This window comes from Paraburkholderia flagellata (assembly GCF_021390645.1).
Lineage (GTDB): Bacteria > Pseudomonadota > Gammaproteobacteria > Burkholderiales > Burkholderiaceae > Paraburkholderia > Paraburkholderia flagellata.
On record NZ_JAJEJT010000004.1, the window covers coordinates 1253453 to 1279824 of the forward strand.

Here is a 26372-nt window from a genome sequence, read left to right on the forward strand (position 1 = left end):
TGAGGTAGCAGTTTAGGATCGTTCTATCGAAAGTCCATGCTAATAGAACGAATTCAGTGTTGCGACTGCATTAACAATCCAAGCGTGCCTTCTGACAAAAAGGAAAGGTCGAGGGATTACTGCCGAATGACACCGTGAAGTAAATGAGGGCCAGACAGCTCGTGAATGCGGTAGTCATCCGCGCGAAGCGCGCAAGGAAGACTAGCGATTTTTTGCCCGTATTTAACTTTCTGACCTTGCGCTGCCAGACGTGAATGTGGCCAATCCGATCAGGTGATTGACGGCCCGATCAGGCCGTCCGGGTTTTTCGGGTCAGGCTACAAATCGAATTCCTCCGATTGGCTCGAACAATGGCTAAGGCGAAACTTCGTCCTGGAAATCTAGTGGTTCGTTGACCCATTCGGCCGTAAAGACAGGTTTCTTGTTTCGCCTGTGGCCGTTCGGAGACGAACGACCCGGTAATTGAAAACTCGTCACGTTCGTATGGAACTTGACATCAAGCTCAATTAGATTGCTCGTAATTAATTTAGGATTACAAATGAATAAGGTGTACCTTTCTGTCTGGAATGAACTCGCGGGTATGTGGGTTGCCGTGCAGGAAAATGCTGTTGGGCGTGGCAAGAAGAAGTCCAAAGCTGGCGTGCTGACGGCGCTGGCTCTCCCCGCAGCTTGTGCTGCCGGCCTTATGTTGCCATCGGCGGCATGGGCGGATTTTTGCGCGGCAACCACCGCTTCACAATACAACTACACAGCGACTGGGACTGTGGCGAATTGCAGTTCATGGGTCGGCGGCGTGGTAGGTGGGGATACCGTGGGCTCCAGCATGTTCAACGGAATGGGGACCGGTAATACGCAGATCATTGCGTCCACGACTCAGAAGAAGCTGTTTCTTTCGCCGGGCTCGTCGAGTGGAACGGCGTACTATGCGACGCTCTCGAACGGTACGACCGGCGTTCTTTTCTCGGGTCTCAACGCCGGCTTGAATGCAAGCGATGCGGTCAACGTGAGCCAGCTCACGCCGTTGGTCAGCTCGCTCGGCGGTGGCGCTTCGTTTAACAGCTCGACTGGCGTCGTCACGGGTCCCAGCTACACGCTGACTAACGCGAATGCGATCACGGGTCAGTCGTCGTCGACCGCGCAGAACACGGTGGGCGGTGCGTTCAGTGAGGTGGATTCCGCGCTCGGCCAACTGGACACCTCCGTCACGGCGATGCAGGGCCAGGTCACGTCGCTGCAAGGCCAGATGGCGGACGCCGTGCTGTACGACTCGTCGGCGCACGATTCGGTCACGCTTGGCGGCGTCGGCGCAACGATGCCGGTCGCGCTGCACAACGTCGCAGCGGGTGCCATTAGCGCCAGCAGCACGGATGCGGTCAACGGTTCGCAAATCTATGGTCTCGCTAGCTCGACCGCTACTGCCTTGGGCGGCGGCTCGTCGGTGAATGCGGATGGCTCGATCTCCGCGCCGCAATATGCTGTGGGCGGTCAGACGTTCAGCAACGCCGGCGACGCCTTCTCGAATCTCGACGGCCGCACGACGGCGAACACCGACGCGATCAGCAATCTGCAAGGCCAGATGGCCGATGGCGTGGTCTACGACTCGTCTGCGCACAATGCCGTGACGTTTGGCGGTGTCGGTGCGACGACGCCGGTCGCGCTGCACAACGTGGCAGCGGGCACCATCAGCGCCGCCAGCACTGACGCCGTGAACGGTTCGCAACTCTACGCGACGAACCAGCAAGTGGCGCAGAACACGAGCGATATCGCCGATCTGCAGAGCAACGTCTCGAACATTAGCGGTCAGATGGCGAACGCCGTTTCGTACGACTCGTCAGCGCACGACTCGATCACGCTGGGCGGCGCGGGCGCCACCACGGCGGTCGCACTGCACAACGTGGCGACCGGCACGGCCGCCACCGATGCTGTGAACGTTGGTCAGATGAACGATGCCCTCGCGGCGGTTTCGCAGGAAGCCGCCAACGCGGCCAACCCGTTCGTCGCCGCCAATGGCGATCGCGCTTCGGAAGGCGCAGTGGCCAGCGGTACGCACGCGACGGCTGTCGGCCCGAACGCGGTGGCGAGCGGCGCGAACTCGGTCGCCTTGGGTGCGGGTTCCGTTGCAGACCGTGACAACAGCGTTTCGGTGGGTTCGGCGGGCAACGAGCGTCAAATCACCAACGTGGCAGCCGGCACCGCAGGCACCGACGCGGTGAACGTCGACCAGCTCAACGCCGCAACGGCACAATCGCAAGGTTATGTGGACTCGCGCATTGCGGGTGTCCAGAACCAGATCGACGACGCCAAGCGTTCGGCGTTCGGCGCGGCTGCGGCTGCGATGGCGGTGGCGGGTCTTCCGCAGCCGACGCAACCGGGCAAGACGATGGTTGCCGCAGGCGCGTCGCATATCGGCGGCCAGACCGGCATGGCACTTGGCATCTCCTATGTTACGGAGAACAACAAGTGGGTCGGCAAGCTCGCCGCGAGCTCGAGCTCGCAGGGCAACACCGGCGTCACCGTGGGCGCGGGCTATCAATGGTAATGGTGCAGGGGTAGTTGGAGGGCGTTGCATTGCGGCACCCTTCGTTCTGGGGCCCGGCAGTCGGAAGACTGCCGGGCTTTTTGCTTCCCGGCAGGACACGGGCCAGGGCGCGGGCACGCGCGCATCGCAAATCTCCCGCCTGACGCGTGCCAGCGCCGCCAAACCGGGATCAAGCCAGGCTCAAGCCGGCACGCCCTCCATGGCGCGCCCGGAACGTCCCCACGCCACCACGACGCCGAGACCGAGCACCGCGAGGCACACGATCGGCACGATCATCGGACCGAATGCGGTTCCCGTGAGCTTGCCTGCGAGCGGCATCAGGTTCTGGCCAAAGAAGCCGCCGAGATTGCCGATCGAGTTGATGGCCGCGACACTCGCCGCCGCTCGCGCGCCGGTGAAGTAGCGCGGTGGCATCGACCAGAAGCACGGGTACAGCAGCGGAATGCACGCGCCGCCGAACACGAGCGCGATAAAGCGCAGCGGCGTGGAAGGCAGCAGCAGACTCAACAGGAAGCCCAGCGTGCCGAGCGCCGCGACGATCGCCATGGCGCGCAGAATGCTTTTCGCGCGGCGCAGCTTCGACGGCAGCCACAGCAGCAGCAAGACCGCCAGCGCCCACGGCAGCATGCTCAACAGCCCGTTCACGCTGCTCGACACGCCAAACGACTTCACGAGCGTGGGCAGCCAGTAGGTCACGCCGTAGAGCGACGTCGACATCAGCATATAGGTCGCCGCGAACAGCATCACACGCGGATCGAGCAGCGCCTTCCAGGGCTGTGCGTGTTCGGCGTGCTCGGGCTTCTCGCGCTCGTGCGCAGCCGCCACGATCTGCTTTTCGCGCTCGGTCAGGAAGCGAGCTTCCTGGTACGACGCCGGCAACAGCTTGAACACGGCAATGCCGACCAGCACGGCGGGCAGGCCCGTGGCGATGAACACCCACTGCCAGCCGGCAAGGCCCCATACGCCGTTGAGGCTCAGCAGCCAGCCGCCCACGAGCGAGCCCAGCATGTTCGCGAGCGCGCTGCCCAGCGTGAAGATGCCGAGCACGCGCGCGCGGTAGCTCTGCGGAAACCATAACGTGAGGTAATAGATCACGCCCGGATAGAAGCCGGCTTCGGCCACGCCCAGCGCGAGGCGCAGAGCGCAGAACACCTTCATCGACGTGGTGAAGCCCATCAGCACCGTAATCACGCCCCAGGTGAGCATGATGCGCGCGAGCCACACGCGCGCGCCGAAGCGGTGCAGCGCGAGCGTGCTAGGCACTTCGAACAGCAGATAGCCGATGAAGAACAGCGACGACGCAAGACCGAACGCCGCTTCGGTCATGTTGAGGCTGTGCACCATCTGCAGCTTCGCGAAGCCGACGTTCTGCCGGTCGATGAACGAGATCAGAAACATCACGACGAGGATCGGCATCAGACGGCGTGCGATCTTCGACATGACATCCCGTTCTTCTGCGGACTGCTGATCGACGGTTGAGTTTGTATTCACCAGGTTCTCCTACGTTTATTTGTATGTTGCTTACGCGCGTACCTAAGACGGACGGAAGTCCTCGAGCATCGCCACGAACATGTCGTTCCATGTGCGCGGTTTCGCCTTGATCGTGCCCACCATGTACAGAAAGTCCACGTACTCCATCAACTGCTCAGGCCACACCGAAAAGCGAGACTCCGGCGCAGAGAGTGTCTGCACCACGTGCTCGCGCGAAGCGCCGAATCCCGACGAATCGACATATATCTGCGCCGCGGCCGCTTTGTCCTGCGCGATCATCCGGTTCGCCTCATCGAGCGCGTGAAGGAACGCTCTCGCGAGCGCCGGTTCAGTGTCGACCAGGCGCTTGGGCGCGAATACCACGTCGAGCGTGAGCGGCCCGAGCACGTCGACCGAATCGACCACGCGGTGAATGCCCGGCTGCTGCAATTCGAGCGTCGAAAATGGCGGCGACGCGAAATGCGCGGTAATGCCGCCCTCACGCCGGATCAGCGACTGCATGGCCTGCGGATGCGGCATGCCCACGGTGATCGAATCGAGCTGCGCGAAGTGCTGCGATCCGAGCAGCTTGCTCGCGACCATTTGCAGCACGACGGCCGAAAGCGAGGTGCGAATTCCAGGCACCGCAATGCGGTCGGCGCTCGTGAAGTCGCGCAGCGTCGCGATCTGCGCACGGTTCGTATTGAGCGAGAGCGCCGTGGCCGAAAGACCGCTGATGCCGATCACCTCGACGTTCGGTATGCCGCGCGCCCGCGCCCACAGCTCGATGAAGCCAGGCGCGCCCACGGCGGCGAAGTCGAGCGTGCCGGCCATCATGGCGTCGTCGACGGAATTGCCGCCGTCGAGCCTCACCCACTCCACGCTCACGTCCGCGAGCCCCTGGCGGGCCGCGTGGCGCTCGAAGAGGCGCGCCTTCTCCATGACGAGCAGCGGCAGATACAGCAGGCCGTAGCCCTTCGAAATGCGCACCGTGCGCGGCGTGGCCTGGACCCAGGCAGGCGCGAGCCCCGCAGCCAGGGCGGCCGCGCCAAGCCCCGCTGCAACGAGTGCGCGCCGCCGCGGCGATTCCACGCGCATCTTGCCGTCTCCAGTGGTTCGTGTCGTAATCACGTCGCTGCATCTTCCATGGTTCGCGAGATTACCGGGCGAGTCTGAGAAAATGCTGAGAAAACACACCTCTCAGAACTCGGGGAAAACCCGCAATCGTAACCATGAAGATTTCGGCAGGAACGGCATCATGCGCATTCTGGTGGTAGAGGACGACGCGGAAATCGGCGCGGCGGTCCGCAGCCGCCTCACACGCCTCGGTCACGCGGTGGACCTCGAAGCGAACGGCGCCACTGCGAACAGCCTGCTCGGCGTCGAGCGCTTCGACCTGGTCGTGCTCGACGTCATGCTTCCCGTCATGGACGGTTTCGCGATCCTGCGCAACCTGCGCGCGGCGGGCTCCACTACGCCGGTCCTGCTCCTCACCGCGCGCTCGGCCATCGACGACCGCGTGAGCGGCCTTGGCCTCGGCGCCGACGACTACCTCGTCAAGCCGTTCGACTATCGCGAACTCGAAGCGCGCGTGCAGGCGCTCCTGCGCCGCAACAGCGGTCACGCGAACGATGTCGTGAGGCTCGGCGGTCTTGCAATCGACCGCAGCAGCCGGCTTGCCGAACTCGACGGCAAACCGCTTTCGCTCTCGCGCCAGGAATTCGCGTTGCTCGAAATTCTCGCGAGCCGTCCGCAACGCATCTTCCCGAAAGAGGAACTGCTGAACCAGTTGTTCAGCTATGGCAACGAGCCGACAGCGAACGCGGTCGAACAGTACGTCACGCGCCTGCGCAAGAAACTGCAAGGCAGCTCCGTCGAAATTCGCACGGCGCGCGGCATGGGATATCAAATTGCCGCGCTTTGACTGGTTCCCGAAAACGCTGCTCGGCCGCACGCTGCTCTTCGTCGCGCTCGTCGTGGCATCGGGCGCGGCGGCGCTCGCGGGCATCGCGCGCTATTACGCGGGCGTCGCTTCCGAGCGCGCCTACGATCAACTGCTTGCGGGCGCAACCATCCAGGTCGCCGAAAACCTCTACGTGCAAGGCGGCGTGCTCGCGCTCAATCCGCCGGTGGCCGCGCTCTCCACGCTCTCGCGCTATGACGTCGTCTACTACAAGGTGGTCGATGCGCGTGGTCTCGTCGTAGCCGGGTATGGCGACCTTCCTGGTCCGGCCAATCCGATGAGCGCGCGCCAGGGTCCGACATTCGCGAACGGGCGGTATCAGGGGGAGCGCGTGCGCACGGCAACCATCGGGCGCTACATGCCAGACGCACGGCCGCCCGGCTGGGCCCTCGTCACGGTCGCGCAAACCACGCACGCGCGTCAGCAGCTCACGAACGACATGAGCTTCAAGGTCTGGACGCTCATTCTGCTGATGAGCGTGCTCGCCATTGGTGCGAGCGGCCTCGCGATCCGGCGCGGCCTGCGCCCGCTCGCGCAGATCGGGCAAATCATCGCCGCGCGCGATCCGGCCGACCTGCGACCCGTGGCGCAAGACACGCCGAGCGAGATCAACGCGCTGATCGGCGCCATCAACGGACTGATCGGCCGCCTCGCGGAACGCATGACGGCCATGCAGCGTTTTATCGCCGACGCCGCCCACCAGATGCGCACGCCGATCGCACGGCTCGACGCGCAAATCGAACTGCTCAGCACCGAGTCCGATCCCGCACGTCACGCTGCAAGGCTCGAAGCGTTGCGGGCCACCTGCTCCGACGTGGGCCGGCTCACGGGCCAGCTGCTCAATCACGCGATGGTGATTCACCGCACGGAAATGGTGCCGTTGCAGCGCGTGGACCTGGCGAAGCTCGCCCGCGAAGTGCTGGGCCGCACGATTCCGCTCGCCGACGAACGCGACGTGAAGGTAGCGTTCGAAAGCAGCGCGCCCCAAGTGTGGATCGCGGGCGACCCCGTGAGCCTGCAGGAAGCGCTGTCGAACGTGCTGCACAACGCGCTGCTGCACGGCAAGGCGGACGATATCGTCGTCACCGTGAACGCCTCGCAGGAGGCCGTCACGCTGACCGTGACCGACAACGGCGGCGGCATTGCGCGCGAACACTGGGACGCCGCGTTGCGTCCGTTCGAGCGCATCGGCCAGGAAGGCGCGGAGCGCACGACGGGCTCCGGCCTTGGACTCGCCATCGTGCAAGCGGTGATGAAGGCGCACGGCGGCCACGTGAACTTTGCCTTTCCGGCCGGGGGCGGGTTCGCCGTGGTGCTGGCGTTTCCTCCCGCAGAAGGCGAGCCGCCGCCTGCTACGCCAATGTGAACGCCTCGCGAAAGCGCCGCAGCGCGAGTTCGGCGCCCCCGCTCGCCCAGGCCTCCAGGCCGATCGTGCCGCGATATTCGAGCGCGGCAAGCGCGCGTGCGATCGCGGGATAGTGAATCTCGCCGGTGCCCGGCTCCTTGCGCCCCGGCACATCGGCCACCTGAATCTCTCCGATGAAAGGCGCGGCCCGGCGCACGAGTTCGATCAGATTGCCCTCGCCGATCTGCGCGTGATAGAGGTCGAGATTCAGGCGCAGATGCGGATTATCGACGGCCTCGATGAGCGCCAGTGTGTCGGCGGCGCGCGCGAACGGCACGCCCGGATGGTCGACCTCGGTGTTGAGGTTTTCCAGGCAGAACACCACGCCGTGCCGCGCGCCCAGTTCGGCAATGCGCGCAAGCGTCTTCTGCGCGGCCAGCCACATTGCGCCGGTCACCACCGGCACCGGCGTAACGGGCAAACCATTGGCATCGAGCCCGGTGCCGTGCAGATTCAGGCGCGGACACGCAAGGCGCTTCGCGACTTCGATCGATTGCTCCGCCGTGCGCAGTAGCGCATCGGCGCCGCTTTCGGTGATCAGGTCGCCTTCGATATAACCCGTCATCGATGAAAACTTCGCGCCGCTGTGCGCCAGCGCGCCGATATCGTGCCGGGTCCAGTCCCATATCTCGACCTCGAAGCCCAGTTCACTGATACGTCGAACGCGCTCGATCATCGGCAAATCACGAAAGACCATCTCCGCGCACACTGCGAGCGTAAACATATGTATTCCTTATTAAATCGGAAGAATTCAGCCGGGCGGCTGGCTCATGCGGTCTCCACGCGGCCAGCAGTGAAATAGTAGTCCGGCTTCGCGCGGCCGCCACCAACCCGAAATGTTCAGACTGGCTATACGGCTATAAATCAGCAACTTGCGAAGCCGCCGCTCTGCTAGACTCGCCATGGGTTCATCCACGAGCAGGAGCGCCGAACATGCATGCTCGCGACCGCTACGCGGCGATCGCCGTCATCGACAAGCTTTCCGGCATCTTACGCAGCGAGTTCGGCGACGCCGCACACGAAAGCTGGCCGATCCTCAGTACGGTGCTGCAAAACTTTCTGGGCAAGCGTCAAACGACGATCACGTCGCTCGCCGACAGTTCTGGCATGCCGCGCACGACCGCGCGGCGCATCATCTTCGCGCTCAAGGCGCAAGGGCTCATTCAGTTCAAGCCCATTTCGGCTGGACAGAGCCGCGAGCACGTGCTGCCTTCCGAGAGGCTTCTCGCGCATCTGGACAGCCTCACCGGGCAAACGATCAAGCTGCTCATGGACGCCGTGGACCCGCGCGCGGTCGACTGTTTCGACACCGCGGGTCTCGCCGCGCCTGCGGAGATCGCGTGGCCGCGCCCGGCGGCGGCGGGCTTCAACGGGAACATCGAACTCACGCTGCTCGCCTACGCCGATCCCGTTTTCGACATTCTCAAGCACAACCGCACCGATATCGAACGCTTCCTCGGCATGCGCGTGCAGATCTCGACGTACCCGCAGGACGCGTATCGCGCGGTGCTCGAAGCCACGCTCGCCGAACCGTCACGCGCGAACGCGAACGCTCCGGTGGTCGTCGCCGTTCCTTTCCCGTGGCTCGCCGAATCGAGCAGCCGCGGCCAGTTGCTCGACCTGCAGGCGCTTGCTGCTGGCAGCACCGTGTCCGGCGCCGACTTCTACGACGCCGTCTGGCAAGCCGGATGGAGCGGCGGACATCTCTACGGCATTCCCATTCAGCCGACCGTCGATTTCCTTTGGTATCGCAAGGATCTCTTCGATGCCGAAGGACTGCAGACGCCACGGACCTTCGAAGAAGTGATTCGCTGTGCAACTTTGCTGCACCGGCCGAGCCGGGGGCGGTTCGGCATTACGTGGACCGCTGCGCCCGGCCTGCCGCTTGCGGAGATGTTCCTGCAGATTCTCGGCGCACAAGGCGGCGTTCTGACGAGCGGCAACGCGCTCGAACTGGACGCGGCGGCATGCAAGCGAGTCGTTGAGTACTTGCGCGCGCTCATCCCCTATTCGCCCGGCAACCTGGGCGCCAACCATTGGGCGCGCAGTGTGCAGATCTTCGGCAGCGGCAATGCGGCCATGTGCTACCACTGGTCGAACCGCTTTGGCACGCTGGATGGCCACAAGCTGCTCGAGATCGGCGCAAGCATCGGTTTGCTCGAACATCCCACCATGCATGCGGACATGACGCCTCTCTCTCCGCTCGGCGGCGCGCTGCTCGCGATACCTTCGGCTTGCGACGGCGAAGCGGTACCGCTTGCCTGGCAGGCCGTCGAAACGCTTGGTTCTCCTGAGATGATGAAGTACTTCGTGCTGCACGGCGCGGCAGGCAACGCCCGCTATTCGGTCGCGGAGGACCGCTATGTGCTGCAACGCAATCGCGTCATCGGCGTCATGGATCACCTCATGAGTGCGCATCGCGTCGCTGCATTTCCGTCGCCTGCGGTTCCCGCTTATCACGCGCTGGTGGAAATGCTGAGTACGCACCTCGAGGCCCTGCTTTTCGACGAGCACGCCGATATCGAGGCAGACGTCGCTCAGCTTTGCAGCGCCATTGCCGCAAGCGGCGCTTCAGTGCGCTGAAGGATGCGCCCTCGCATACATGCGCAACGCCAGCCAGCACACCGCTGCCCCAAGGCCGCCCACCACCCCGCCGAACGAGCCGACCCACGACACGCCGAAGCCGTTGGCAATATGGTTGCCAAGCAGCGCGCCCGCGCCGATCCCCACGTTATAGAGGCCAGAATAGATCGAGACCGCGAGGTCCGCGGCTTCGGGCGCGAGCTTGAGCACCCATGCCTGCATGGCAAGGCCGAACGACACGATCGCGCCTCCCCACACCAGCGTATGAACGGACAACGTGACGATGCTCAACGCGGCGGGAAACAGCACGAGCAGGCACACGCACACGGCAACCACGGCCGCTTGCAGGAACTGCGCCGGATCGCGCGGATAAAGGCGATTGAAGCAAATGGCCGCGGGAATGCCCGCACTGCCGAACAGGATCAGGATATAGGTGATGCGTTGGCTGCTTTCGTGGCCCACGGTGTGGACGAAAGGCTCGATATACGTATATGACGTGAAGTGCGCGGTCACGACGAGTATCGTGAGCAAATAGAGCGAGGCCAGCATCGGCTTTCTGAACAACACGGGCACGCTGCTGAACGAGCCCGTTTGCTGGCTCGGCAACGCGGGCAGCATCAACCGCAACATCAGCAGCGCGGCCGCCGCCGCGCCCGCAATGACGAAGAACGTCTGCCGCCAGCCCAGCGTCTCGCCAATCACACGCCCAAGCGGAATGCCCGCCACCATGGCGATCGATGAGCCCATGCCGAGCATGGCGAGCGCGCGGCTCTTGTTGCCAGGCGGCGCGAGCCTCACCACCAGCGAAACGGAGATCGACCAGAATATCGCGTGCGCAAACGCAATGCCGATTCGGCCCACCATCAGCACCGTAAAGTTCCACGCCACGGCGGTCACGATATGGCTGACGATGAAGAGCGCGAATATCCACGTCAGCAGTTTGCGGCGTTCGACGTTGCGCGTGAGCAGCATCAAGGGCAGCGACGCGACGGCCACCGTCCACGCGTAGATCGTCAGCATGAGGCCGACGTCGGTCGGCTTCATGTGCAGGCTGTCGCCAATGGCGCTCAACAGCGCGACGGGCACGAATTCGGTCGTGTTGAAAATAAAGGCCGAAAGCGCCAATACGAGCACGCCCCACCAGGAGTGTCCCGAAGAGACCGGATCAGGCGTCGACATACGAAAGATGCGGGAATCGATAAACGGCAATTATCGCGTATCGCGCGTTTCAAGCTGTCCGCCCCGTACAGTGTCTCTTCTGGCCCTCGCGGCAAACAGCGCGGGCCGTGCCCACTCATTTCACGGTTACGGGTGCCTTCTTCGTGACCGATTCGATGCAAGCCAGTGCGATCGCGAGCGCGCGGCGCGCGTCTTCGCCGCCCGGCCCCCCCACCGGCTCGCGCTCGCGCACGGCATTCACGAAAGACGCGAGTTGCGCGGTGTAGCCCGCCACGAAATGGTCCGTGTCGCGGCGCCACGTATCGTTCGATACACCGCTGCCGTCGAACAGCGTCATGCTGGAGCGCCGCACGTCGCCCATCGTCACCATGCCGCCCGGGCCGAACACCTCGCCGCGAATGTCGTAGCCGTAGAGCGCCGAGAAGTTCGCCTCCGCCACGGCAATCGAGCCGTTGTCGAATCGAATCGTCACGACCGCCGTGTCCAGAAAGCCTTTCTCTTTGGCGTCGGGGCGCACGAGCGCGTCGGCCGCGGCATAGACTTCCACGGCGCGCGCGCCGGCGTTGAGCCACAACAGCGTGTCGAAATCGTGGATCAGCGTTTCATAGAAAATGGTCCAGCGTGGAATGCGCTCGGGATCGCCGCCGAACGGGCCGGGATCGCGCGTGAGCGAACGCAGCAGTTGCGGTGCGCCGATCTTGCCCGCTTCGACCGCCGCGTGACCTTCCGCAAACGCCTGGTCCCAGCGGCGGTTGAAGCCCACTTGCAGCGGCACTTCGGCCGCGCGTGCGGCGGCGATCGCACGGTCGGCCTCTTCCAGAGTCAGCGCCATCGGCTTTTCGCAGAAGATCGCCTTACCCGCTTCGGCGGCCTGCACGACGAGGTTCGTATGAAAACGCGCGGGTGTCGCGATGATGACGGCGTCCAGTTCCGGTTGCGCGAGCAGTTGCGCAACGTCCGTGTACGCATGTTCGACGTCGAGGTGCGCGGCAAGCCTGGCAGCGGCTCCTGGCGCCGGGTCGGCAACGGCGACCAGGTTCGCGCCGACGAGGCGGCGCGCGACCGTCTCCGCATGGAAGGAGCCGATGCGCCCTGCGCCGATCAGGCCGATGTTGACGGGTCTCTTGTGTGAAGCCATGTTAGTGATCCTATCTATCCAGATTGTTTGGCTCTTGCCGCCTGACCCACATCGGTCAGGCGGTAGATCGATCTTAGGACCGGCACAACACGAGAGACGCAACCGGAAGTATCCGGATCGGCTATATCTTTTTAAATCATCGACTTACGCTAACTTCCGCGCGCCGGGCGCGCAACCCGAACGCATACGCGAGCACGGCCGAAACTAGCAGCGTGGCGCTGACGAAATACAGTCCCAACGAATAGTCGCCGCTCACGTCGCGCAACCGGCCAATCACCATCGGGCCGATCGTGCCGCCTATGAGACTGCCCATCGCGTTGATGATCGCAATGCCCGCAGCGGCAGCGGAGCCCGAGAGAAACTGCGTGGGCATGCTCCAGAGCGGCGGCTTCGCCGCGTTGATGCCGAAGTTCGCGATCGAGAGCCCGATGATCAGCACAATGGCGCTGGTGGCGTGTCCGGACATCAGCATGCCGATACCGGCCGCGAGACACGCAATCGCAACGTGCAGGCGGCGCTCGTTCGTGCGGTCCGAATTGCGCGCCCAGAGCACCATCGTCACCACCGCGAACAGATTCGGAATCGCGTTCACGAGGCCCAGTTCGAAGTAGCTGAAGCCGAAGCGGTGGATGATCATCGGCGCCCAGATGCCGATGGCGTAGAGTCCGGTCGACGTGCCCGCATAGACGAGCGCGAGCAGCAGCACGCGCGGGTCCTTCACTGCGCCCCATACGCTCGACTTGCTCTGTGCCGCCTTCGCTTCGCGTTCGCGCCGCATTTCGCCGCTCAGCCACTGCCGCTCGGCGGGCGCGAGCCACTGCGCGTCCTCGGGCCGGTCAGTCAGATAGAAGTACGAAACGATGCCAAGCAGCACGGTCGGCGCGCCTTCCACGAGGAAGAGCCATTGCCAGCCGTGCAGATGCGGCACGCCCTCCAGGCTCATGAGCGCGCCGGAGATGGGCGAGCCGATCATGTTGGAGAGCGGCGCGGCGGTCATGAACATCGCCGTGACGAATGCGCGATGGCGCGCGGGAAACCAGAAGCTCAGATAGAGAATGATGCCGGGAAAGAAGCCCGCTTCGGCGAGACCGAGCACGAAGCGCAGCGTATAGAAGCTGTACGGGCCGGTGACGAACGCCGTGGCCGCGGAAAGCAGACCCCATGCAACCATCAGCAGTGCGATCCATCTGCGCGCGCCCACGCGCTGCAACGCAAGGTTGGACGGCATACCTGCCGCGATATAGCCGACGAAGAAGATCCCCGCTCCCACGCCGAACATGGCCTGCGTGAGCCCGATGTCGTGATTCATCGTGAGCCCTGCGAAGCCGACGTTCACGCGGTTCAGAAAGCTCAGGAAATACAGGACGATGATGAACGGCGTGATGCGCCGAGAGACCTTGCGCACGACGCTGGGCTCGAGCGTGGCGGCGTCCTGCGGATGGACTGCGGCAATGTTCATTTGTTGTCTCCATATGGGCGCACTTGCCGCGCCTGGCGGTGAGTGCGTCCCTGTGCCGTTGCGCGCGTCGCGCGAACGGTCTGGTTATGAATGAGGTGCTAACCGCGCTGCTGTTGCGCTGGCAGATCGATGCGGCACCACGGCTGCGCCGCCCAATGTTTCGCCTCGAATGCGTCGATCGCTTCTTGTTGGCGCAGTGTCATGCCGACCATGTCGAGCCCTTCCACGAGCATCTGCTTCTGACGCGGCGGTAGCGAGAACGCAAAGCGCTGTCCCGAAGGCGCGACCACGACTTCGTTGTCGACATCGATCGATACGTGCTTGTCGTCGCCGCTCGCGATCTCCGCGACCAGTGCCTCGACCTGCTCCGGCGGCAACGTCACGAGAAGGAGCCGGTTGTTCGTCGAATTGAAGTAGAAGATCTCGCCGTAGCTCGGCGCGATCACGGCTTCGAAACCCGCCTGCTGCAAGCCCCACACCGCGTGCTCGCGGCTCGATCCGCAGCCGAAATTCGAGCCCCCGATCAGCACCTTCGCGCCGCGATATTCAGGGCGATTCAGCACGAAAGCGTCACGCGGGCGGCCATCGGCGTCGAAACGCAAGTCGTACAGCAACCCGCGCGCGAGCCCCGATTTGTCGATGCCGAGCAGAAACTGCTTGGGCATGATCTGATCGGTATCGAGGTTGTTGACGGGCAGCGGCGCGGCAACGCCCGAGATCATGAACGGCTTAGCCATGTGAAAGCTCCTTGCGAATGTCGACGATGCGGCCCGCAAGCGCAGCGGCGGCGGCCATCGCGGGGCTCATCAAATGCGTTTTGCTGTCGCGCCCCTGACGCCCTTCGAAATTGCGGTTCGTCGTCGAGGCACAGCGCTCGCCCGGCGCGAGCACGTCGTCGTTCATCGCGAGGCACATCGAGCAGCCCGGCTGACGCCACTCGAACCCCGCATCGATCAGCGTCTGCGCAATGCCTTCGCGCTCGGCCTGGTCCCGCACCATGCCCGAACCGGGCACGACCATCGCACGCACAGTCGGGGCCACCTTGCGGCCGCGCACGACCTCGGCAACGGCGCGCAGATCCTCGATGCGCGCATTGGTGCAGGAGCCGATGAACACGCGGTCGATCGGCGTGCCCTCGATCGCAGCGCCTGCGGCGAGGCCGATGTATTCGAGCGCCTTGTGCAGCGTCGCGGCGTCGAGACCCGCGCCTTCGGCCACTTCGGGAATGCGGCCGTCGACCGGCACCGCCTGGTCCGGGCTCGTGCCCCACGTCACGTACGGCGCGATGCGCGCGGCGTCGAAGCGATGCTCCACGTCGAAACGGGCGCCGTCATCGGGGCGCAGTTTCGACCACGCTTCGCACGCGGTATCGAGCGTCTTTGCATCGAGGTCGCGGATCTTGCTGGCCACGTAGTCGAGCGTCGTGCGGTCGGGCGCGATCAGCGCGGCGCGCGCGCCCGCCTCCACGGTCATGTTGCACAAGGTCATGCGCGCCTCGGCAGAGAGCCAGGCGATCGCTTCGCCCGCATATTCCACCGCGTAGCCGCGTGCGCCCTGCGCGCCGATCTTCGCAATGATGTGCAGCACGAGATCCTTCGACGTCGTTCCCGGCGGCAGCGCGCCGTCCACGACGATGCGCATGTCCTTCGCGACGCGATACACGAGCGTCTGCGTCGCCAATACGTGTTCGACTTCCGAGGTCCCGATGCCGAACCCAAGCGCGCCCAGTGCGCCATAGGTCGTCGTGTGGCTGTCGCCGCACAGCACGACCATGCCGGGACGAATCAGACCGATTTCGGGCGCGACCACATGCTCGATGCCCTGCATGGGGTCGTGGATATCGAACAGATGAATGCCCTGTTCCACGCAGTTGCGCGTGAAGTTCGCGGCCTGCTTCGCGGCGTCGACGATCTCGATCGTGCGCGCGGCCACGGGCACCGGCTTGCTGGGAATCACGTGATCGACTACGCCCATCTGCTGGCGCGGGCGGCGCACGCGCAGGCCCTTCTCATGCAAGCCCGCGAACGCTTGCGGGCTCGTGTACTCGTTCATGATGTGCAGATCGGCGTAGAGCAGGACGTGATCGGCGTCGATGATCGATACGGTGTGCGAATCAACCAGTTTCCGGTAAAGCGTGTGTGAGGACATGATGAAGCCCAACTGAGAAATGACGAACGAATCAGCGCTGGAAAAACGGGAGCACGCGTTCGAGGAGCAACTGGGGCGCTTCTTCCGCGATGTAGTGGCCGCACGGCAGCGCCTCGCCGCTTACGCTTGCGCTCCAGCTACGCCACTCCGCCAGCGGATCGAAGCACTGGCCAACCGTTCCCTGCGCGCCCCACAACGCGAGGAACGGGCACTCGATGCGCTTGCCCGCCGCCAGATCCGCGCGGTCGTGTTCGAGGTCGATGGTGATCGACGCCCGATAGTCCTCGCAGATTCCGTGTGCCGTCGCGGGGTCCGAGAGGCAGCGCAAATACTCCGCGTAGGCCTCGGGCGCGAATGGCGCGAGCCCCGCGCTGCGCGCGCCCATGGTCTGCTTCAGATACAGATCGGGGTCGGCGCGTATCAGCGTTTCCGGAAACGGCGCCGGGCGCACGAGAAAGAACCAGTGCCAGTAAGCGCGTGCGAACTCGAACGACGTCTGCTCGTACATCGCGACGGTTGGCGCGACGTCGAGCGTAACGAGTTGCGTGACCGCGTCTGGATGATCGATTGCCATGCGCGCGGCGACCCGACCGCCCCGGTCGTGACCCATGACCGCGAATGACGTGAAGCCGAGGCCACGCATGAGCGCGACCTGATCAAGCGCCATGCGGCGTTTCGAGTAATTGGCGTGGTCAGGCGCGCCCTGCGGTTTGCCGCTGTCACCGTAGCCGCGCAGGTCGGCGGCAACGACCGTGAAGTGTTCCGCGAGTGTGGGCGCGACCTTATGCCAGATGGCATGCGTCTGTGGATGGCCGTGCAGGAGCAACAGCGCGGGGCCGCGTCCACCCTTGATTGCGTGAATGCGAACGCCTTCAATATCTGCCGACGCGTTGGTGAAACCTTCGAACATGCTTGTCTCCCGAGGTTGCATGCAGTCTAATTGATGCCTGGAGCGATTGGGTTTCCGCAAAAGCAATCCGGTCGTAACTTCCAGGAACGAATCACGCACGACAACGGGAGCGGCGCGATGGACGCGTTTTCCGATCTGAATCTTTTTGCGCTCGTGGCGCGCAACCGCAATCTGGCGGCGGCGGCACGCGAACTGGGCGTCACGCCGCCCGCTGTGAGCAAGCGTCTTGCGCAACTGGAGCAGCGCCTCGGCGTGCGGCTCGTGAACCGCACCACCCGGCGTCTTTCGCTCACGCCGGAAGGCGAGCTCTATCTCGCGAACGGCTCACGCATCCTCGACGAACTCTCGGAGCTGGAACAGCTCGTCACGCGCAGCCGCGGCGAGCCGGCCGGGCTGCTGCGCGTGAACGCTTCGTTTGGCTTTGGCCGCGCGCACGTCGCCCCCGCGGTGTCCGCTTACGTCGAGCGTTTTCCTTCGATGAAAATTCAGCTGCAATTGACGGAGCGGCCGCTCAGCCTGCAAGAAGAAGGCTTCGATCTCGGCATCCGCTTCGGCGAGGTGCCCGACGCGCGCATCAACGCGCGTCTGCTGCTGAAGAACCGGCGCATCGTGTGCGCGTCGCCGGCGTATTTGAAGCGGCATGGCAAGCCATCGGCGCCGCACGATCTGACACGCCACGCGTGCATCGTGCTGCGCGAAAACGACTCGGCATACGGAACCTGGCACTTTTCGCGGGGCAAGCGCGCGGAAACCGTGAAAGTCGACGGCGCGCTCTCGAGCAACGACGGCAGCACCGTACTGCGCTGGGCTCTCGACGGACGCGGCATTGTCGTGCGCTCGCAGTGGGAAATCGGCGAGCACATCGAGCGTGGCGAACTCGTGCCGCTGCTTGCCGAATGGGCGCTGCCGAACGCCGATATTCACGCGATCTATCTCGAGCGCAACAAGCTCTCGGCGAAGCTGCGCAGTTTCGTCGAGTTTCTCGGCGAATATCTGCGCGATGCCGTTGGCGAGGAATTGGCGTAGCCGCGCGCGGCGGCGCTGAGGCTCACAAGCCACCTGCAAATCATCTGCAAAAATCTGCAACACAGGGCCGCACACCCTCGCGTCATCGATCAGGCGTTCTCTTTATACTGCTTCGCGTGCCTTGCGCCGCTTTCCATGACGCGCAGCTTCCGGCACGTTCCACCCGCATTGCCCATCCCCGGACGCCGCCTCAAACCGCCGCGAGAATCGAGCACGCGCGCCTGCGCGTCGGCGTCTGTCTGCTTCGTGATGCTGTAGTTAGAAACTGGAGAGTTTCCAATGAGCACCTTGACCACCCGCGATGGCACGTCGATCTATTACAAGGATTGGGGTAGCGGCCGGCCCGTCGTTTTCTCCCATGGCTGGCCGCTCACGGCCGACGCCTGGGACGCCCAAATGCTCTTTCTCGTGCAAAACGGCTTTCGCGCGATCGCGCACGACCGCCGCGGCCACGGTCGCTCCGATCAGCCCGCCAAAGGCAACGACATGGACACCTGGGCCGACGACCTCGCCGACCTGCTCGACAAGCTCGATGTCAAGGACGCCACGCTCGTTGGCCATTCCACGGGCGGCGGCGAAGTCGCGCGCTATATCGGCCGCCACGGCACGAAGCGCGTGTCGGGCGCGGTGCTGATCGGCGCGGTGCCGCCCATCATGATCAAGAGCGAGAAGAATCCGGGCGGCCTGCCCAAAGATGTGTTCGACGGCATCCGCAAGGGCGTGATCGACGACCGCTCGCAGTTCTTCAAGGACCTGGCCGTCCCGTTCTACGGTTACAACCGCAGTGGCGCGAAGGTATCCCAGGGCGTGATCGACTCGTTCTGGCAGCAGGGCATGTGGGGCGGCATCCTCGCGCTGCATGACTGCGTGCACGAATTCTCCGAAGTCGATTACACCGAAGACCTCAAGAAGTTCGACGTGCCCACGCTGATCCTGCACGGCGACGACGACCAGATCGTGCCGATCGACGACGCGGGCAAGCTCTCCGCGAAAATCGTGAAGGACGCGACGCTCAAGATCTATCCGGGTGGCCCACACGGCATGTGCACGACGATGGCCGATCAGGTCAACGCCGATCTGCTCGCGTTCATCAATCGCAAGTAATAGAGCGCGCGGCGTGCCCGTTCAACGCGCGCACGCCGTGAGCGCCTCGACGTATTGCGCCTGCCACGCCGGGTCTTGCGCGAACGCCGCGAGATCCGCGTGCAGATCGTTGGCATAGGCCGCCATGCACGCGCGGTTGTTCGCCTCCACGGTACGCGGCATCACGACGATTGCCGCAATGACGCCGCCGACCGCCAGCGCCGCGATCGCCACGCCAATCGCCCAACGCCAGGCTTCCTCCCCCGTCCCTTTTAGCGCCGCTTCACTCATCGCACCTCTCCTTATTGATTAGCAAGACAATCATTGGATTTTAAAAAAAGGCGCGAACGCCTTACGCGAGTCCTTTGCGTATCTTGCGCATGCCAGTGACCGTCGACTCGAACAGGTCCGAGCCCACTTGCGCTCGCAGGCGGCGTGCGACTTCGGCGCTTGCACCGTTGATCGGGCCGTCGAGCGCCGCGCCGCTCGCCGTGGGAAAGAGTCCCCATTCGCGGCCGTCGGCCTCGCCCTGGCGGCGCTCGAGCAGGTCCTTCTCGCAGAGGTTGTCCACGAGGCGCGTAGCCGTGGGCCGCGCAATGCCGAGCGTTTGCGCGACATCGCTCGCGAGGCACCCAGGCTTCGCCAGCACCACGCGCAGCACGAAGCCTTGCGCGGGCGTGAGGCCGAACGGCGCATAAGCGGCGCTCCACTCGCGCTCGACGAGTCGCGCGAGCGCCGACGAATTGAAGTAAAGGCAGTGATCGAACATGGGGCAATGAGACCACGAATTGATTAGCAAGGCAATCGTTGTTATGGTCATCAGCGAGGCTAGCGGGGCAAAATTCTTATATAAGACTCCCCGATTCACTTCTCTTTTCACAAGGGTCTTTACCAGCTTGACACCTTATCGAGGGCACGATCAACAAAACCTCAGAGCGGTGGCCGAATCCTCGGGATCACCCTGCAAAGCCTTATGCAACGGGGCTCCGGCGCGGAAACGTTTTCAGCGCGCAGCCGGCCGATCAAGGCAAACGCGCCGACTTTCTCGTCAATTAACATTGCGCAAGCGCTTTCCACGATATGAAATACATGCATTGTTGGCCCCCGGCCCGCTGCAAATTCAGGCAAAATCCAGGTGTTTCGCCGACTGCGCGCAGCCGGTGGTGTTATCACCCCGTTTTTGAACCCCGCCAAGAAGCCGATGAGTACCCAGCAACCCACCATCATCTATACCCTGACCGATGAAGCGCCGCTGCTCGCCACCAGCGCGTTTCTGCCGATCATCCGCACCTTCGCTGCGCCGGCCGGCGTGAACGTCGAGACCAGCGATATCTCCGTTGCGGGCCGTATCCTCGGCGAGTTCCCGGAATTCCTCACGGAAGAACAGCGCGTGCCGGACAATCTGGCCGAACTGGGCCGTCTCACGCAGTTGCCGGAAACGAACATCATCAAGCTGCCGAACATCAGCGCATCGGTGCCGCAGCTCGTCGCCGCGATCAAGGAACTCCAGGGCAAGGGCTACAAGGTCCCTGATTTCCCCGAAGATCCGAAGACCGACGAAGAAAAGGCTATCCAGAAGCGCTATTCGAAGTGCCTCGGCTCCGCCGTGAACCCGGTGCTGCGCGAAGGCAACTCGGACCGCCGCGCACCGCTCGCGGTGAAGAACTACGCGAAGAAGCACCCGCACAGCATGGGCGAGTGGAGCATGGCTTCGCGCACCCACGTCGCGCACATGAAGCACGGCGACTTCTACCACGGCGAAAAGTCGATCACGAACGACAAGGATCGTGAAGTCCGCATGGAACTCGTCACGAAGAGTGGCGAAACCATCGTGCTCAAGCCGAAGGTCAAGCTGCAAGCCGGCGAGATCGTCGACAGCATGTTCATGAGCAAGAACGCGCTGCTGGCCTTCTACGAAGACCAGATGGAAGACGCCCGCAAGACCGGCGTCATGCTCTCGCTGCACGTGAAGGCGACCATGATGAAGGTTTCGCACCCCATCGTGTTCGGCCACGCCGTGCGCACGTTCTACAAGGACGCGTTCGCGAAGCACGCCAAGCTCTTCGAACAGCTCGGCGTGAACGTCAACAACGGCCTCGTCGATCTCTACACGAAGATCGAAACGCTGCCGGAATCGCAGCGCGAAGAAGTGATCCGCGACATGCACGCGTGCCACGAGCACCGTCCGGCGCTCGCCATGGTCGACTCGGCCAAGGGCATCTCGAACCTGCACGCACCGAACGACGTGATCGTCGACGCTTCGATGCCGGCCATGATCCGCGCAGGCGGCAAGATGTGGGGCGCCGACGGCCGTCCGGCCGATACGAAGTGCCTGATTCCGGAAAGCACGTTCGCGCGCATTTACCAGGAAATCATCAACTTCTGCAAGACCAACGGCGCATTCGACCCGCGCACGATGGGCACGGTGCCGAACGTCGGCCTGATGGCGCAGAAAGCTGAAGAGTACGGTTCGCACGACAAGACGTTCGAGATCACGCAGGACGGCACGGCGCGCATCGTCGACAACGCCACCGGCGAAGTGCTCGAAGCGCTCACGCAGCCAGTCGAGCAAGGCGACATCTGGCGCATGTGCCTCGTGAAGGACGCGCCGATCCGCGACTGGGTCAAGCTCGCCGTCACGCGCGCGAAGAACTCGGGTACGCCGGCCGTGTTCTGGCTCGACCCGTACCGTCCGCACGAAAACGAAGTGATCAAGAAGGTCGAGACGTACCTGAAGGATTACGACACGAACGGCCTCGACATCCAGATCATGTCGCAAGTCCGCGCGATGCGTTACACGCTCGAGCGCGTGATCCGCGGTCTGGACACGATCTCGGTCACCGGCAACATCCTGCGCGACTACCTGACCGACCTGTTCCCGATCATGGAACTGGGCACGAGCGCGAAGATGCTGTCGATCGTTCCGCTGATGGCGGGCGGCGGCATGTACGAAACGGGCGCAGGCGGTTCGGCTCCGAAGCACGTGCAGCAGCTGGTTCAGGAAGACCACCTGCGCTGGGACTCGCTCGGCGAATTCCTCGCGCTGGCCGTCTCGCTCGAAGACCTCGGCATCAAGACGAACAACGCGCGCGCCAAGCTGCTCGCGAAGACGCTCGACGCCGCCACCGGCAAGCTGCTCGACAACAACAAGGGCCCGTCGCCGAAGACCGGCGAGCTGGACAACCGCGGCAGCCAGTTCTACCTCTCGATGTACTGGGCGCAGGAACTGGCCGCGCAGAAGGACGACGCGGAACTCGCGGCTCGCTTCGCACCGCTCGCGAAGGCGCTGGCCGAGAACGAGCAGAAGATCGTTGGCGAGCTGGCCGCAGTTCAGGGCAAGCCGGTCGACATCGGCGGCTACTACAAGCCGGACTTCGCGAAGCTCGCTGAAGTCATGCGTCCGAGCGCGACGTTCAACGCCGCACTCGCAGCCGCTGCGAAGTAAGTGATGGAACCTTCCCCTGCGCTAGCGCGGGGGACGTGCTCCACAAACGAATCGAGCCTCCCGAAGTGATCGGGAGGCTCGATTTTTTTTGCCCTTCTGCTGCGAGGCGGCCCACGCGGGCCGCCTCGCATTCAAGGCTTAGTCGTCCAGCAGCGAGAGGTCGCGCACAGCGCCCTTGTCTGCCGACATCACCAGCTTCGCGTATGCCTTCAAAGCCGCCGACACCTTGCGCGGGCGCGCCTTCGCCGGCTTCCAGCCACGGGCGTTCTGCTCTTCGCGGCGGCGCGCGAGTTCCTCGTCCGAGACCAGCACGTTGATCGTGCGATTCGGAATGTCGATGCGGATTTTGTCGCCGTCGCGCACGAGGCCGATCGCGCCGCCCGCTGCCGCTTCCGGCGAGCAGTGGCCGATCGACAGGCCCGAGGTGCCGCCCGAGAAGCGGCCGTCGGTCAAGAGCGCGCACGCCTTGCCGAGGCCCTTCGACTTGATGTAGCTCGTCGGGTAGAGCATTTCCTGCATGCCGGGGCCGCCCTTCGGGCCTTCATAGCGCACGATCACCACGTCGCCGGCCTTGACCTTGTCGGCGAGGATGTTTTCCACCGCCTCGTCCTGCGACTCGGTCACGTGAGCCGTACCTTCGAACACGAGGATGCTGTCGTCCACACCTGCCGTCTTCACGACACAGCCGTCGAGCGCGATGTTGCCCGTCAGCACGGCCAGGCCGCCTTCCTTCGAGAACGCGTGCTCATAGGAGCGGATGCAGCCTTCGGCACGGTCCGAGTCGAGGCTCGGCCAACGGGTGTTCTGGCTGAACGCGACCTGGCTGGGAACGCCAGCCGGACCGGCCATGTAGAACGTCTTGACCGCTTCGTCCTGCGTGCGCTTGATATCCCATTGCTCGAGCGCGTCGCCGAGCGTCGGCGTGTGCACGGTCGGCACATCGGTGTGCAGCTTGCCCGCGCGCTCCAGCTCGCCAAGGATCGCCATGATGCCGCCAGCGCGGTGCACGTCTTCGATGTGGTACTTGTTCGTGTTCGGCGCAACCTTGCACAGCTGCGGCACGACGCGCGAAAGGCGGTCGATGTCGGTCATGCCGAAGTCGATGCCCGCTTCCTGCGCGATGGCCAGCAAGTGGAGGATCGTGTTGGTCGAACCGCCCATGGCGATGTCGAGCGTCATGGCGTTTTCGAACGCCTTGAAACCCACCGAGCGCGGCAGCACGCGCTCGTCTTCCTGCTCGTAGTACTGGCGCGCGAGTTCGACGATGCGGCGGCCAGCGCGCTTGAAGAGCTGTTCGCGGTCCGCGTGCGTGGCGACCACGGTGCCGTTGCCGGGCAGCGAGAGGCCCAGCGCCTCGGTCAGGCAGTTCATCGAGTTGGCCGTGAACATGCCCGAGCACGAACCGCAGGTCGGGCAGGCGGAGCGCTCGACTTCGGCCACTTCGGCGTCGGAGTACTTGGTATCCGCGGCGATCACCATGGCGTCGATCAGGTCGAGCTTCTTGACTTCGATCGCCTTGGTGACGGGGTTCGCGAGACGCGTCTTGCCCGCTTCCATCGGGCCGCCCGAGACGAATATCACGGGAATGTTCAGGCGCATGGCGGCCATGAGCATGCCCGGCGTGATCTTGTCGCAGTTCGAGATGCACACCATGGCGTCGGCGCAATGCGCATTGACCATGTATTCCACCGAATCCGCGATGATGTCGCGGCTCGGCAGCGAATAGAGCATGCCGTCGTGGCCCATGGCGATGCCGTCATCGACGGCGATGGTGTTGAATTCCTTGGCCACGCCGCCCGCGGCTTCGATTTCGCGCGCAACGAGCTGGCCGAGGTCTTTCAGGTGCACATGGCCGGGAACGAACTGGGTGAACGAGTTGACGACCGCGATGATCGGCTTGGCAAAGTCTTCGTCTTTCATGCCGGTGGCGCGCCAGAGGGAGCGCGCACCTGCCATGTTGCGGCCGGCGGTGGAGGTTTTGGAACGGTATGCGGGCATTGTGGCTGTAGAAGAAAAATCGCAGAAAGGAAGCGGGCCACAGGAATAAAGGCCCCACGCACGCCCTTGCGAACAACCTCTTGAGCTGCGCTCTGGGCAAACTTTGTGATTATCCCACAGGGCTTGGCGGTGCGCTGTCCGCGGCGGTTTTGGCGGCTTTTTGCGCTCGATCATTCGCGCTGTGCATGCCCCGGCCGTCCAACATTATTGGCGGCAGATGCCGATTGATTTCTGGCGGCGTATCGTGCCCATACAGCGTCTTGCAGACGCGCGAACGCAAGCACTTCGGGGGGCAATATGAATCATTGGCATCATGCGCGGCGACGCGCGACCTTGGCAGTCACAGGCCTCGCGCTTGGGCTCGTTGCAACGGGTACGGGAGTGCACCTCTGGCTGCGCGCAGTGGCAGGCGCCGGGGATCAGTCTGCGGCGGTCGCCGCGATCCTGCTGGGCGTTTTTCTGGCCGTCTGCGCTGGGCATGAAGTCTGGCGCGCGAGGATGCGCTAGGGGCGTTTGCGGCATCGGCAGGTCCCGTCGCCAGGGTTCCCGAACCTTGCCGAAAGCGCATGCCTGCACCAATACTCTGCGTCAGCCCCCGTGACGGAGAGAACCATGCCCATGCAGAACATCAAGCACGTCGTTGTCGTGATGTTCGAGAACCGTTCGTTTGACACAATGCTGGGCGGCTTGTACGCGAACGGCGGCAGCCCCACGCATTTCCTGCCCGCCGCCAGCGCGGAACAGCCATTCGACGGCCTGAAGGCAGGCCTCAGCAACCCGACCAGGGCAGGCGGCACCATCGCCGCAACCATACCGGCCTCCACGGCCACGCTGCCCGACCCCGATCCTCAGGAAACGTTCGCAAACGTGCGAATCCAGTTGCTCGGCAACGCCACGGGCGCGGCGCCCATGTCCGGCTTCGTACAAGACTACGAGACGACCGCGACGACAGACGCAAGCCAGGTCATGCAGTGCCACAGCCCGGATCAGTTGAAGGTGCTTTCCACGCTCGCGCGCGAATACGCTGTTTCGGACGCCTGGTTCGCGAGCGTGCCGAGCCAGACCTGGCCCAACCGCGCGTTCGCCCACGCGGGCACGTCGAACGGCCACGTCGACAACGGCTCGCCACCCGATCCGTTCGAATGGCAGGTGCGCACCATCTTCAATGTAATGAGTGACGTGGACGCGAGCTGGGCCGTGTACAGCGCCGCGCTCGTCGCGCCGTCGCTCACGCTTACGATGTTCCCAACGCTATGGGATCCGAAATATAAGGCGAACTTCCAGCGCTTCGGCAACTTCGTCTCGGCCTGCCAGAACAACACGCTGCCGCAGTATTCGTTCATCGAGCCACGCTTTCTGCTCGATCCCAACGACCAGCACCCGCCACACGATGTCTATGCGGGCGAAAGCTTTCTCTACGACATCTGGAACGCCGTGAGCACGTCGCCCGCGTGGCCCGAAACGCTGCTCGTCATCACTTACGACGAGCACGGCGGCACCTACGATCACGTACTTCCGCCCGCCAACGCCGTGGCTCCCGATGCCGCAAGCAACCCCGGAGACCAGAACTTCGCCTTCGACAGCTTTGGCGTGCGCGTGCCGGCGGTCGTGGTTTCGCCTTACATCGCGCCGGGCACCGTGTTCCGCTCGACCAACGCCACGCCCTACGACCACACGTCGATTCTCGCCACGCTGCGCGACTGGCTCGACATCGCGCCTGCCGACATGCTCGCGAGCCAACGTGTGGCTGCCGCGCCCACGTTGGCTCCGCTGCTCACGCTAGACACGCCGCGCGCGGACTTGCCAGCCATCACCGCGCCGCCTGCCTCCGGCTTCATTGCGACCAGTCTCGCTCGCCCTCTGAACGACCTGCAAAAGAGTCTCGTGAGCGGCACGGCGCGGCGCTCAGGTCTCGACCCGGCGGCCACGCTCGGCGCGATGCCCACCCGCCAGCACGCGGTGGACTTTTTCCACAACCTGCTTGCGTCCGGGCAACCTTGATCTGGCCAACGAACTACGGGGCATG

At 64.0% G+C, this 26372-nt stretch carries 20 protein-coding genes; 8 read left to right on the top strand and 12 right to left on the bottom strand.

Annotated elements, in window-relative coordinates:
• Positions 1–538: 538 nt before the first annotated feature.
• On the top strand, positions 539–2539 hold the full coding sequence (locus L0U83_RS36225; RefSeq protein WP_233889018.1) for a YadA-like family protein: 2001 nt from the start codon (positions 539–541) through the stop codon (positions 2537–2539).
• A 180-nt stretch (positions 2540–2719) separates the two neighbouring features.
• Here L0U83_RS36225 and L0U83_RS36230 read toward each other — a convergent pair whose 3' ends face one another.
• Positions 2720–3979, bottom strand: coding sequence for an MFS transporter (locus L0U83_RS36230; RefSeq protein WP_267939709.1), 1260 nt, complete (start codon positions 3977–3979; stop codon positions 2720–2722).
• A gap of 93 nt (positions 3980–4072) precedes the next feature.
• The gene (locus L0U83_RS36235) at positions 4073–5107 is read right to left on the bottom strand and encodes an ABC transporter substrate-binding protein (RefSeq protein ID WP_233889214.1); all 1035 of its coding nucleotides are present in this window, start codon (positions 5105–5107) and stop codon (positions 4073–4075) included.
• Positions 5108–5267: 160 nt separating this feature from the next.
• Between L0U83_RS36235 and L0U83_RS36240 the strand changes: the two genes are divergently transcribed.
• Both L0U83_RS36240 and L0U83_RS36245 read left to right on the top strand, forming a co-directional pair.
• On the top strand, positions 5268–5933 hold the full coding sequence (locus L0U83_RS36240; protein WP_233889020.1) for a response regulator transcription factor: 666 nt from the start codon (positions 5268–5270) through the stop codon (positions 5931–5933).
• The gene (locus L0U83_RS36245; protein ID WP_233889021.1) at positions 5920–7338 is read left to right on the top strand and encodes a sensor histidine kinase; all 1419 of its coding nucleotides are present in this window, start codon (positions 5920–5922) and stop codon (positions 7336–7338) included. Before L0U83_RS36240 ends, L0U83_RS36245 begins: the two co-directional genes overlap by 14 nt.
• On the opposite strand, the gene L0U83_RS36250 is transcribed toward L0U83_RS36245, so the two are convergent.
• On the bottom strand, positions 7325–8101 hold the full coding sequence (locus L0U83_RS36250) for a TIM barrel protein (RefSeq protein ID WP_233889023.1): 777 nt from the start codon (positions 8099–8101) through the stop codon (positions 7325–7327). The two genes, L0U83_RS36245 and L0U83_RS36250, sit on opposite strands and share 14 nt — an antisense overlap.
• Positions 8102–8310: 209 nt before the next feature.
• On the opposite strand from L0U83_RS36250, the gene L0U83_RS36255 reads away from it, so the two are divergent.
• Entirely contained in the window at positions 8311–9960 is a 1650-nt protein-coding gene (locus L0U83_RS36255; protein WP_233889025.1) for an extracellular solute-binding protein, read from the top strand.
• Here the strand turns inward: L0U83_RS36255 and L0U83_RS36260 are convergent.
• The 6 genes from L0U83_RS36260 to L0U83_RS36285 form a co-directional block, all read right to left on the bottom strand.
• Positions 9949–11139 (bottom strand): sugar transporter, encoded by a 1191-nt coding sequence (locus L0U83_RS36260; protein ID WP_233889026.1) that lies wholly within the window; start codon positions 11137–11139, stop codon positions 9949–9951. The genes L0U83_RS36255 and L0U83_RS36260 overlap by 12 nt on opposite strands.
• A 115-nt stretch (positions 11140–11254) precedes the next feature.
• Positions 11255–12277, bottom strand: coding sequence for a Gfo/Idh/MocA family oxidoreductase (locus L0U83_RS36265; RefSeq protein ID WP_233889027.1), 1023 nt, complete (start codon positions 12275–12277; stop codon positions 11255–11257).
• A 136-nt stretch (positions 12278–12413) separates the two neighbouring features.
• Positions 12414–13736 carry an MFS transporter gene (locus L0U83_RS36270; RefSeq protein ID WP_233889028.1) on the bottom strand — a complete coding sequence of 441 codons (1323 nt, stop codon included), beginning with the start codon at positions 13734–13736 and terminating at the stop codon, positions 12414–12416.
• 98 nt (positions 13737–13834) lie between these two features.
• A complete protein-coding gene (leuD, locus tag L0U83_RS36275) occupies positions 13835–14473 on the bottom strand; it encodes a 3-isopropylmalate dehydratase small subunit (protein ID WP_233889029.1) in 639 nt (212 codons plus the stop codon).
• Entirely contained in the window at positions 14466–15884 is a 1419-nt protein-coding gene (gene leuC / locus L0U83_RS36280) for a 3-isopropylmalate dehydratase large subunit (RefSeq protein WP_233889030.1), read from the bottom strand. Before leuC ends, leuD begins: the two co-directional genes overlap by 8 nt.
• Positions 15885–15915: 31 nt before the next feature.
• On the bottom strand, positions 15916–16794 hold the full coding sequence (locus tag L0U83_RS36285; RefSeq protein WP_233889031.1) for an alpha/beta fold hydrolase: 879 nt from the start codon (positions 16792–16794) through the stop codon (positions 15916–15918).
• 117 nt (positions 16795–16911) lie between these two features.
• Between L0U83_RS36285 and L0U83_RS36290 the strand changes: the two genes are divergently transcribed.
• Positions 16912–17820 (top strand): LysR family transcriptional regulator, encoded by a 909-nt coding sequence (locus tag L0U83_RS36290; protein WP_233889033.1) that lies wholly within the window; start codon positions 16912–16914, stop codon positions 17818–17820.
• Positions 17821–18099: 279 nt separating this feature from the next.
• The gene (locus L0U83_RS36295) at positions 18100–18924 is read left to right on the top strand and encodes an alpha/beta fold hydrolase (RefSeq protein ID WP_233889036.1); all 825 of its coding nucleotides are present in this window, start codon (positions 18100–18102) and stop codon (positions 18922–18924) included.
• 21 nt (positions 18925–18945) lie between these two features.
• Here the strand turns inward: L0U83_RS36295 and L0U83_RS36300 are convergent, their stop codons facing one another.
• Both L0U83_RS36300 and L0U83_RS36305 read right to left on the bottom strand, forming a co-directional pair.
• Positions 18946–19194 carry a hypothetical protein gene (locus tag L0U83_RS36300; RefSeq protein ID WP_233889037.1) on the bottom strand — a complete coding sequence of 83 codons (249 nt, stop codon included), beginning with the start codon at positions 19192–19194 and terminating at the stop codon, positions 18946–18948.
• 61 nt (positions 19195–19255) lie between these two features.
• Complete coding sequence (locus tag L0U83_RS36305) at positions 19256–19672, bottom strand: MarR family winged helix-turn-helix transcriptional regulator (protein WP_233889038.1); 417 nt, start codon at positions 19670–19672, stop codon at positions 19256–19258.
• A gap of 432 nt (positions 19673–20104) precedes the next feature.
• Between L0U83_RS36305 and L0U83_RS36310 the strand changes: the two genes are divergently transcribed.
• Positions 20105–22348 carry an NADP-dependent isocitrate dehydrogenase gene (locus tag L0U83_RS36310; RefSeq protein ID WP_233889039.1) on the top strand — a complete coding sequence of 748 codons (2244 nt, stop codon included), beginning with the start codon at positions 20105–20107 and terminating at the stop codon, positions 22346–22348.
• A 138-nt stretch (positions 22349–22486) separates the two neighbouring features.
• On the opposite strand, the gene ilvD is transcribed toward L0U83_RS36310, so the two are convergent.
• The gene (ilvD, locus tag L0U83_RS36315; protein ID WP_233889040.1) at positions 22487–24346 is read right to left on the bottom strand and encodes a dihydroxy-acid dehydratase; all 1860 of its coding nucleotides are present in this window, start codon (positions 24344–24346) and stop codon (positions 22487–22489) included.
• Between the two features lie 612 nt (positions 24347–24958).
• Between ilvD and L0U83_RS36320 the strand changes: the two genes are divergently transcribed.
• A complete protein-coding gene (locus L0U83_RS36320) occupies positions 24959–26347 on the top strand; it encodes an alkaline phosphatase family protein (RefSeq protein ID WP_233889041.1) in 1389 nt (462 codons plus the stop codon).
• Positions 26348–26372 lie beyond the last annotated feature (25 nt).

Bases quoted from the DNA above. Each gene is read 5' to 3' on its own strand.
- L0U83_RS36225 (WP_233889018.1), top strand. From the start codon at position 539: ATGAATAAGGTGTACCTTTCTGTCTGGAATGAACTCGCGGGTATGTGG.
- L0U83_RS36230 (WP_267939709.1), bottom strand. From the start codon at position 3,979: ATGTCGAAGATCGCACGCCGTCTGATGCCGATCCTCGTCGTGATGTTT.
- L0U83_RS36235 (WP_233889214.1), bottom strand. From the start codon at position 5,107: ATGCGCGTGGAATCGCCGCGGCGGCGCGCACTCGTTGCAGCGGGGCTT.
- L0U83_RS36240 (WP_233889020.1), top strand. From the start codon at position 5,268: ATGCGCATTCTGGTGGTAGAGGACGACGCGGAAATCGGCGCGGCGGTC.
- L0U83_RS36250 (WP_233889023.1), bottom strand. From the start codon at position 8,101: ATGTTTACGCTCGCAGTGTGCGCGGAGATGGTCTTTCGTGATTTGCCG.
- L0U83_RS36255 (WP_233889025.1), top strand. From the start codon at position 8,311: ATGCATGCTCGCGACCGCTACGCGGCGATCGCCGTCATCGACAAGCTT.
- L0U83_RS36260 (WP_233889026.1), bottom strand. From the start codon at position 11,139: ATGTCGACGCCTGATCCGGTCTCTTCGGGACACTCCTGGTGGGGCGTG.
- L0U83_RS36265 (WP_233889027.1), bottom strand. From the start codon at position 12,277: ATGGCTTCACACAAGAGACCCGTCAACATCGGCCTGATCGGCGCAGGG.
- L0U83_RS36270 (WP_233889028.1), bottom strand. From the start codon at position 13,736: ATGAACATTGCCGCAGTCCATCCGCAGGACGCCGCCACGCTCGAGCCC.
- leuD (WP_233889029.1), bottom strand. From the start codon at position 14,473: ATGGCTAAGCCGTTCATGATCTCGGGCGTTGCCGCGCCGCTGCCCGTC.
- leuC (WP_233889030.1), bottom strand. From the start codon at position 15,884: ATGTCCTCACACACGCTTTACCGGAAACTGGTTGATTCGCACACCGTA.
- L0U83_RS36285 (WP_233889031.1), bottom strand. From the start codon at position 16,794: ATGTTCGAAGGTTTCACCAACGCGTCGGCAGATATTGAAGGCGTTCGC.
- L0U83_RS36290 (WP_233889033.1), top strand. From the start codon at position 16,912: ATGGACGCGTTTTCCGATCTGAATCTTTTTGCGCTCGTGGCGCGCAAC.
- L0U83_RS36295 (WP_233889036.1), top strand. From the start codon at position 18,100: ATGAGCACCTTGACCACCCGCGATGGCACGTCGATCTATTACAAGGAT.
- L0U83_RS36300 (WP_233889037.1), bottom strand. From the start codon at position 19,194: ATGAGTGAAGCGGCGCTAAAAGGGACGGGGGAGGAAGCCTGGCGTTGG.
- L0U83_RS36305 (WP_233889038.1), bottom strand. From the start codon at position 19,672: ATGTTCGATCACTGCCTTTACTTCAATTCGTCGGCGCTCGCGCGACTC.
- L0U83_RS36310 (WP_233889039.1), top strand. From the start codon at position 20,105: ATGAGTACCCAGCAACCCACCATCATCTATACCCTGACCGATGAAGCG.
- ilvD (WP_233889040.1), bottom strand. From the start codon at position 24,346: ATGCCCGCATACCGTTCCAAAACCTCCACCGCCGGCCGCAACATGGCA.
- L0U83_RS36320 (WP_233889041.1), top strand. From the start codon at position 24,959: ATGCCCATGCAGAACATCAAGCACGTCGTTGTCGTGATGTTCGAGAAC.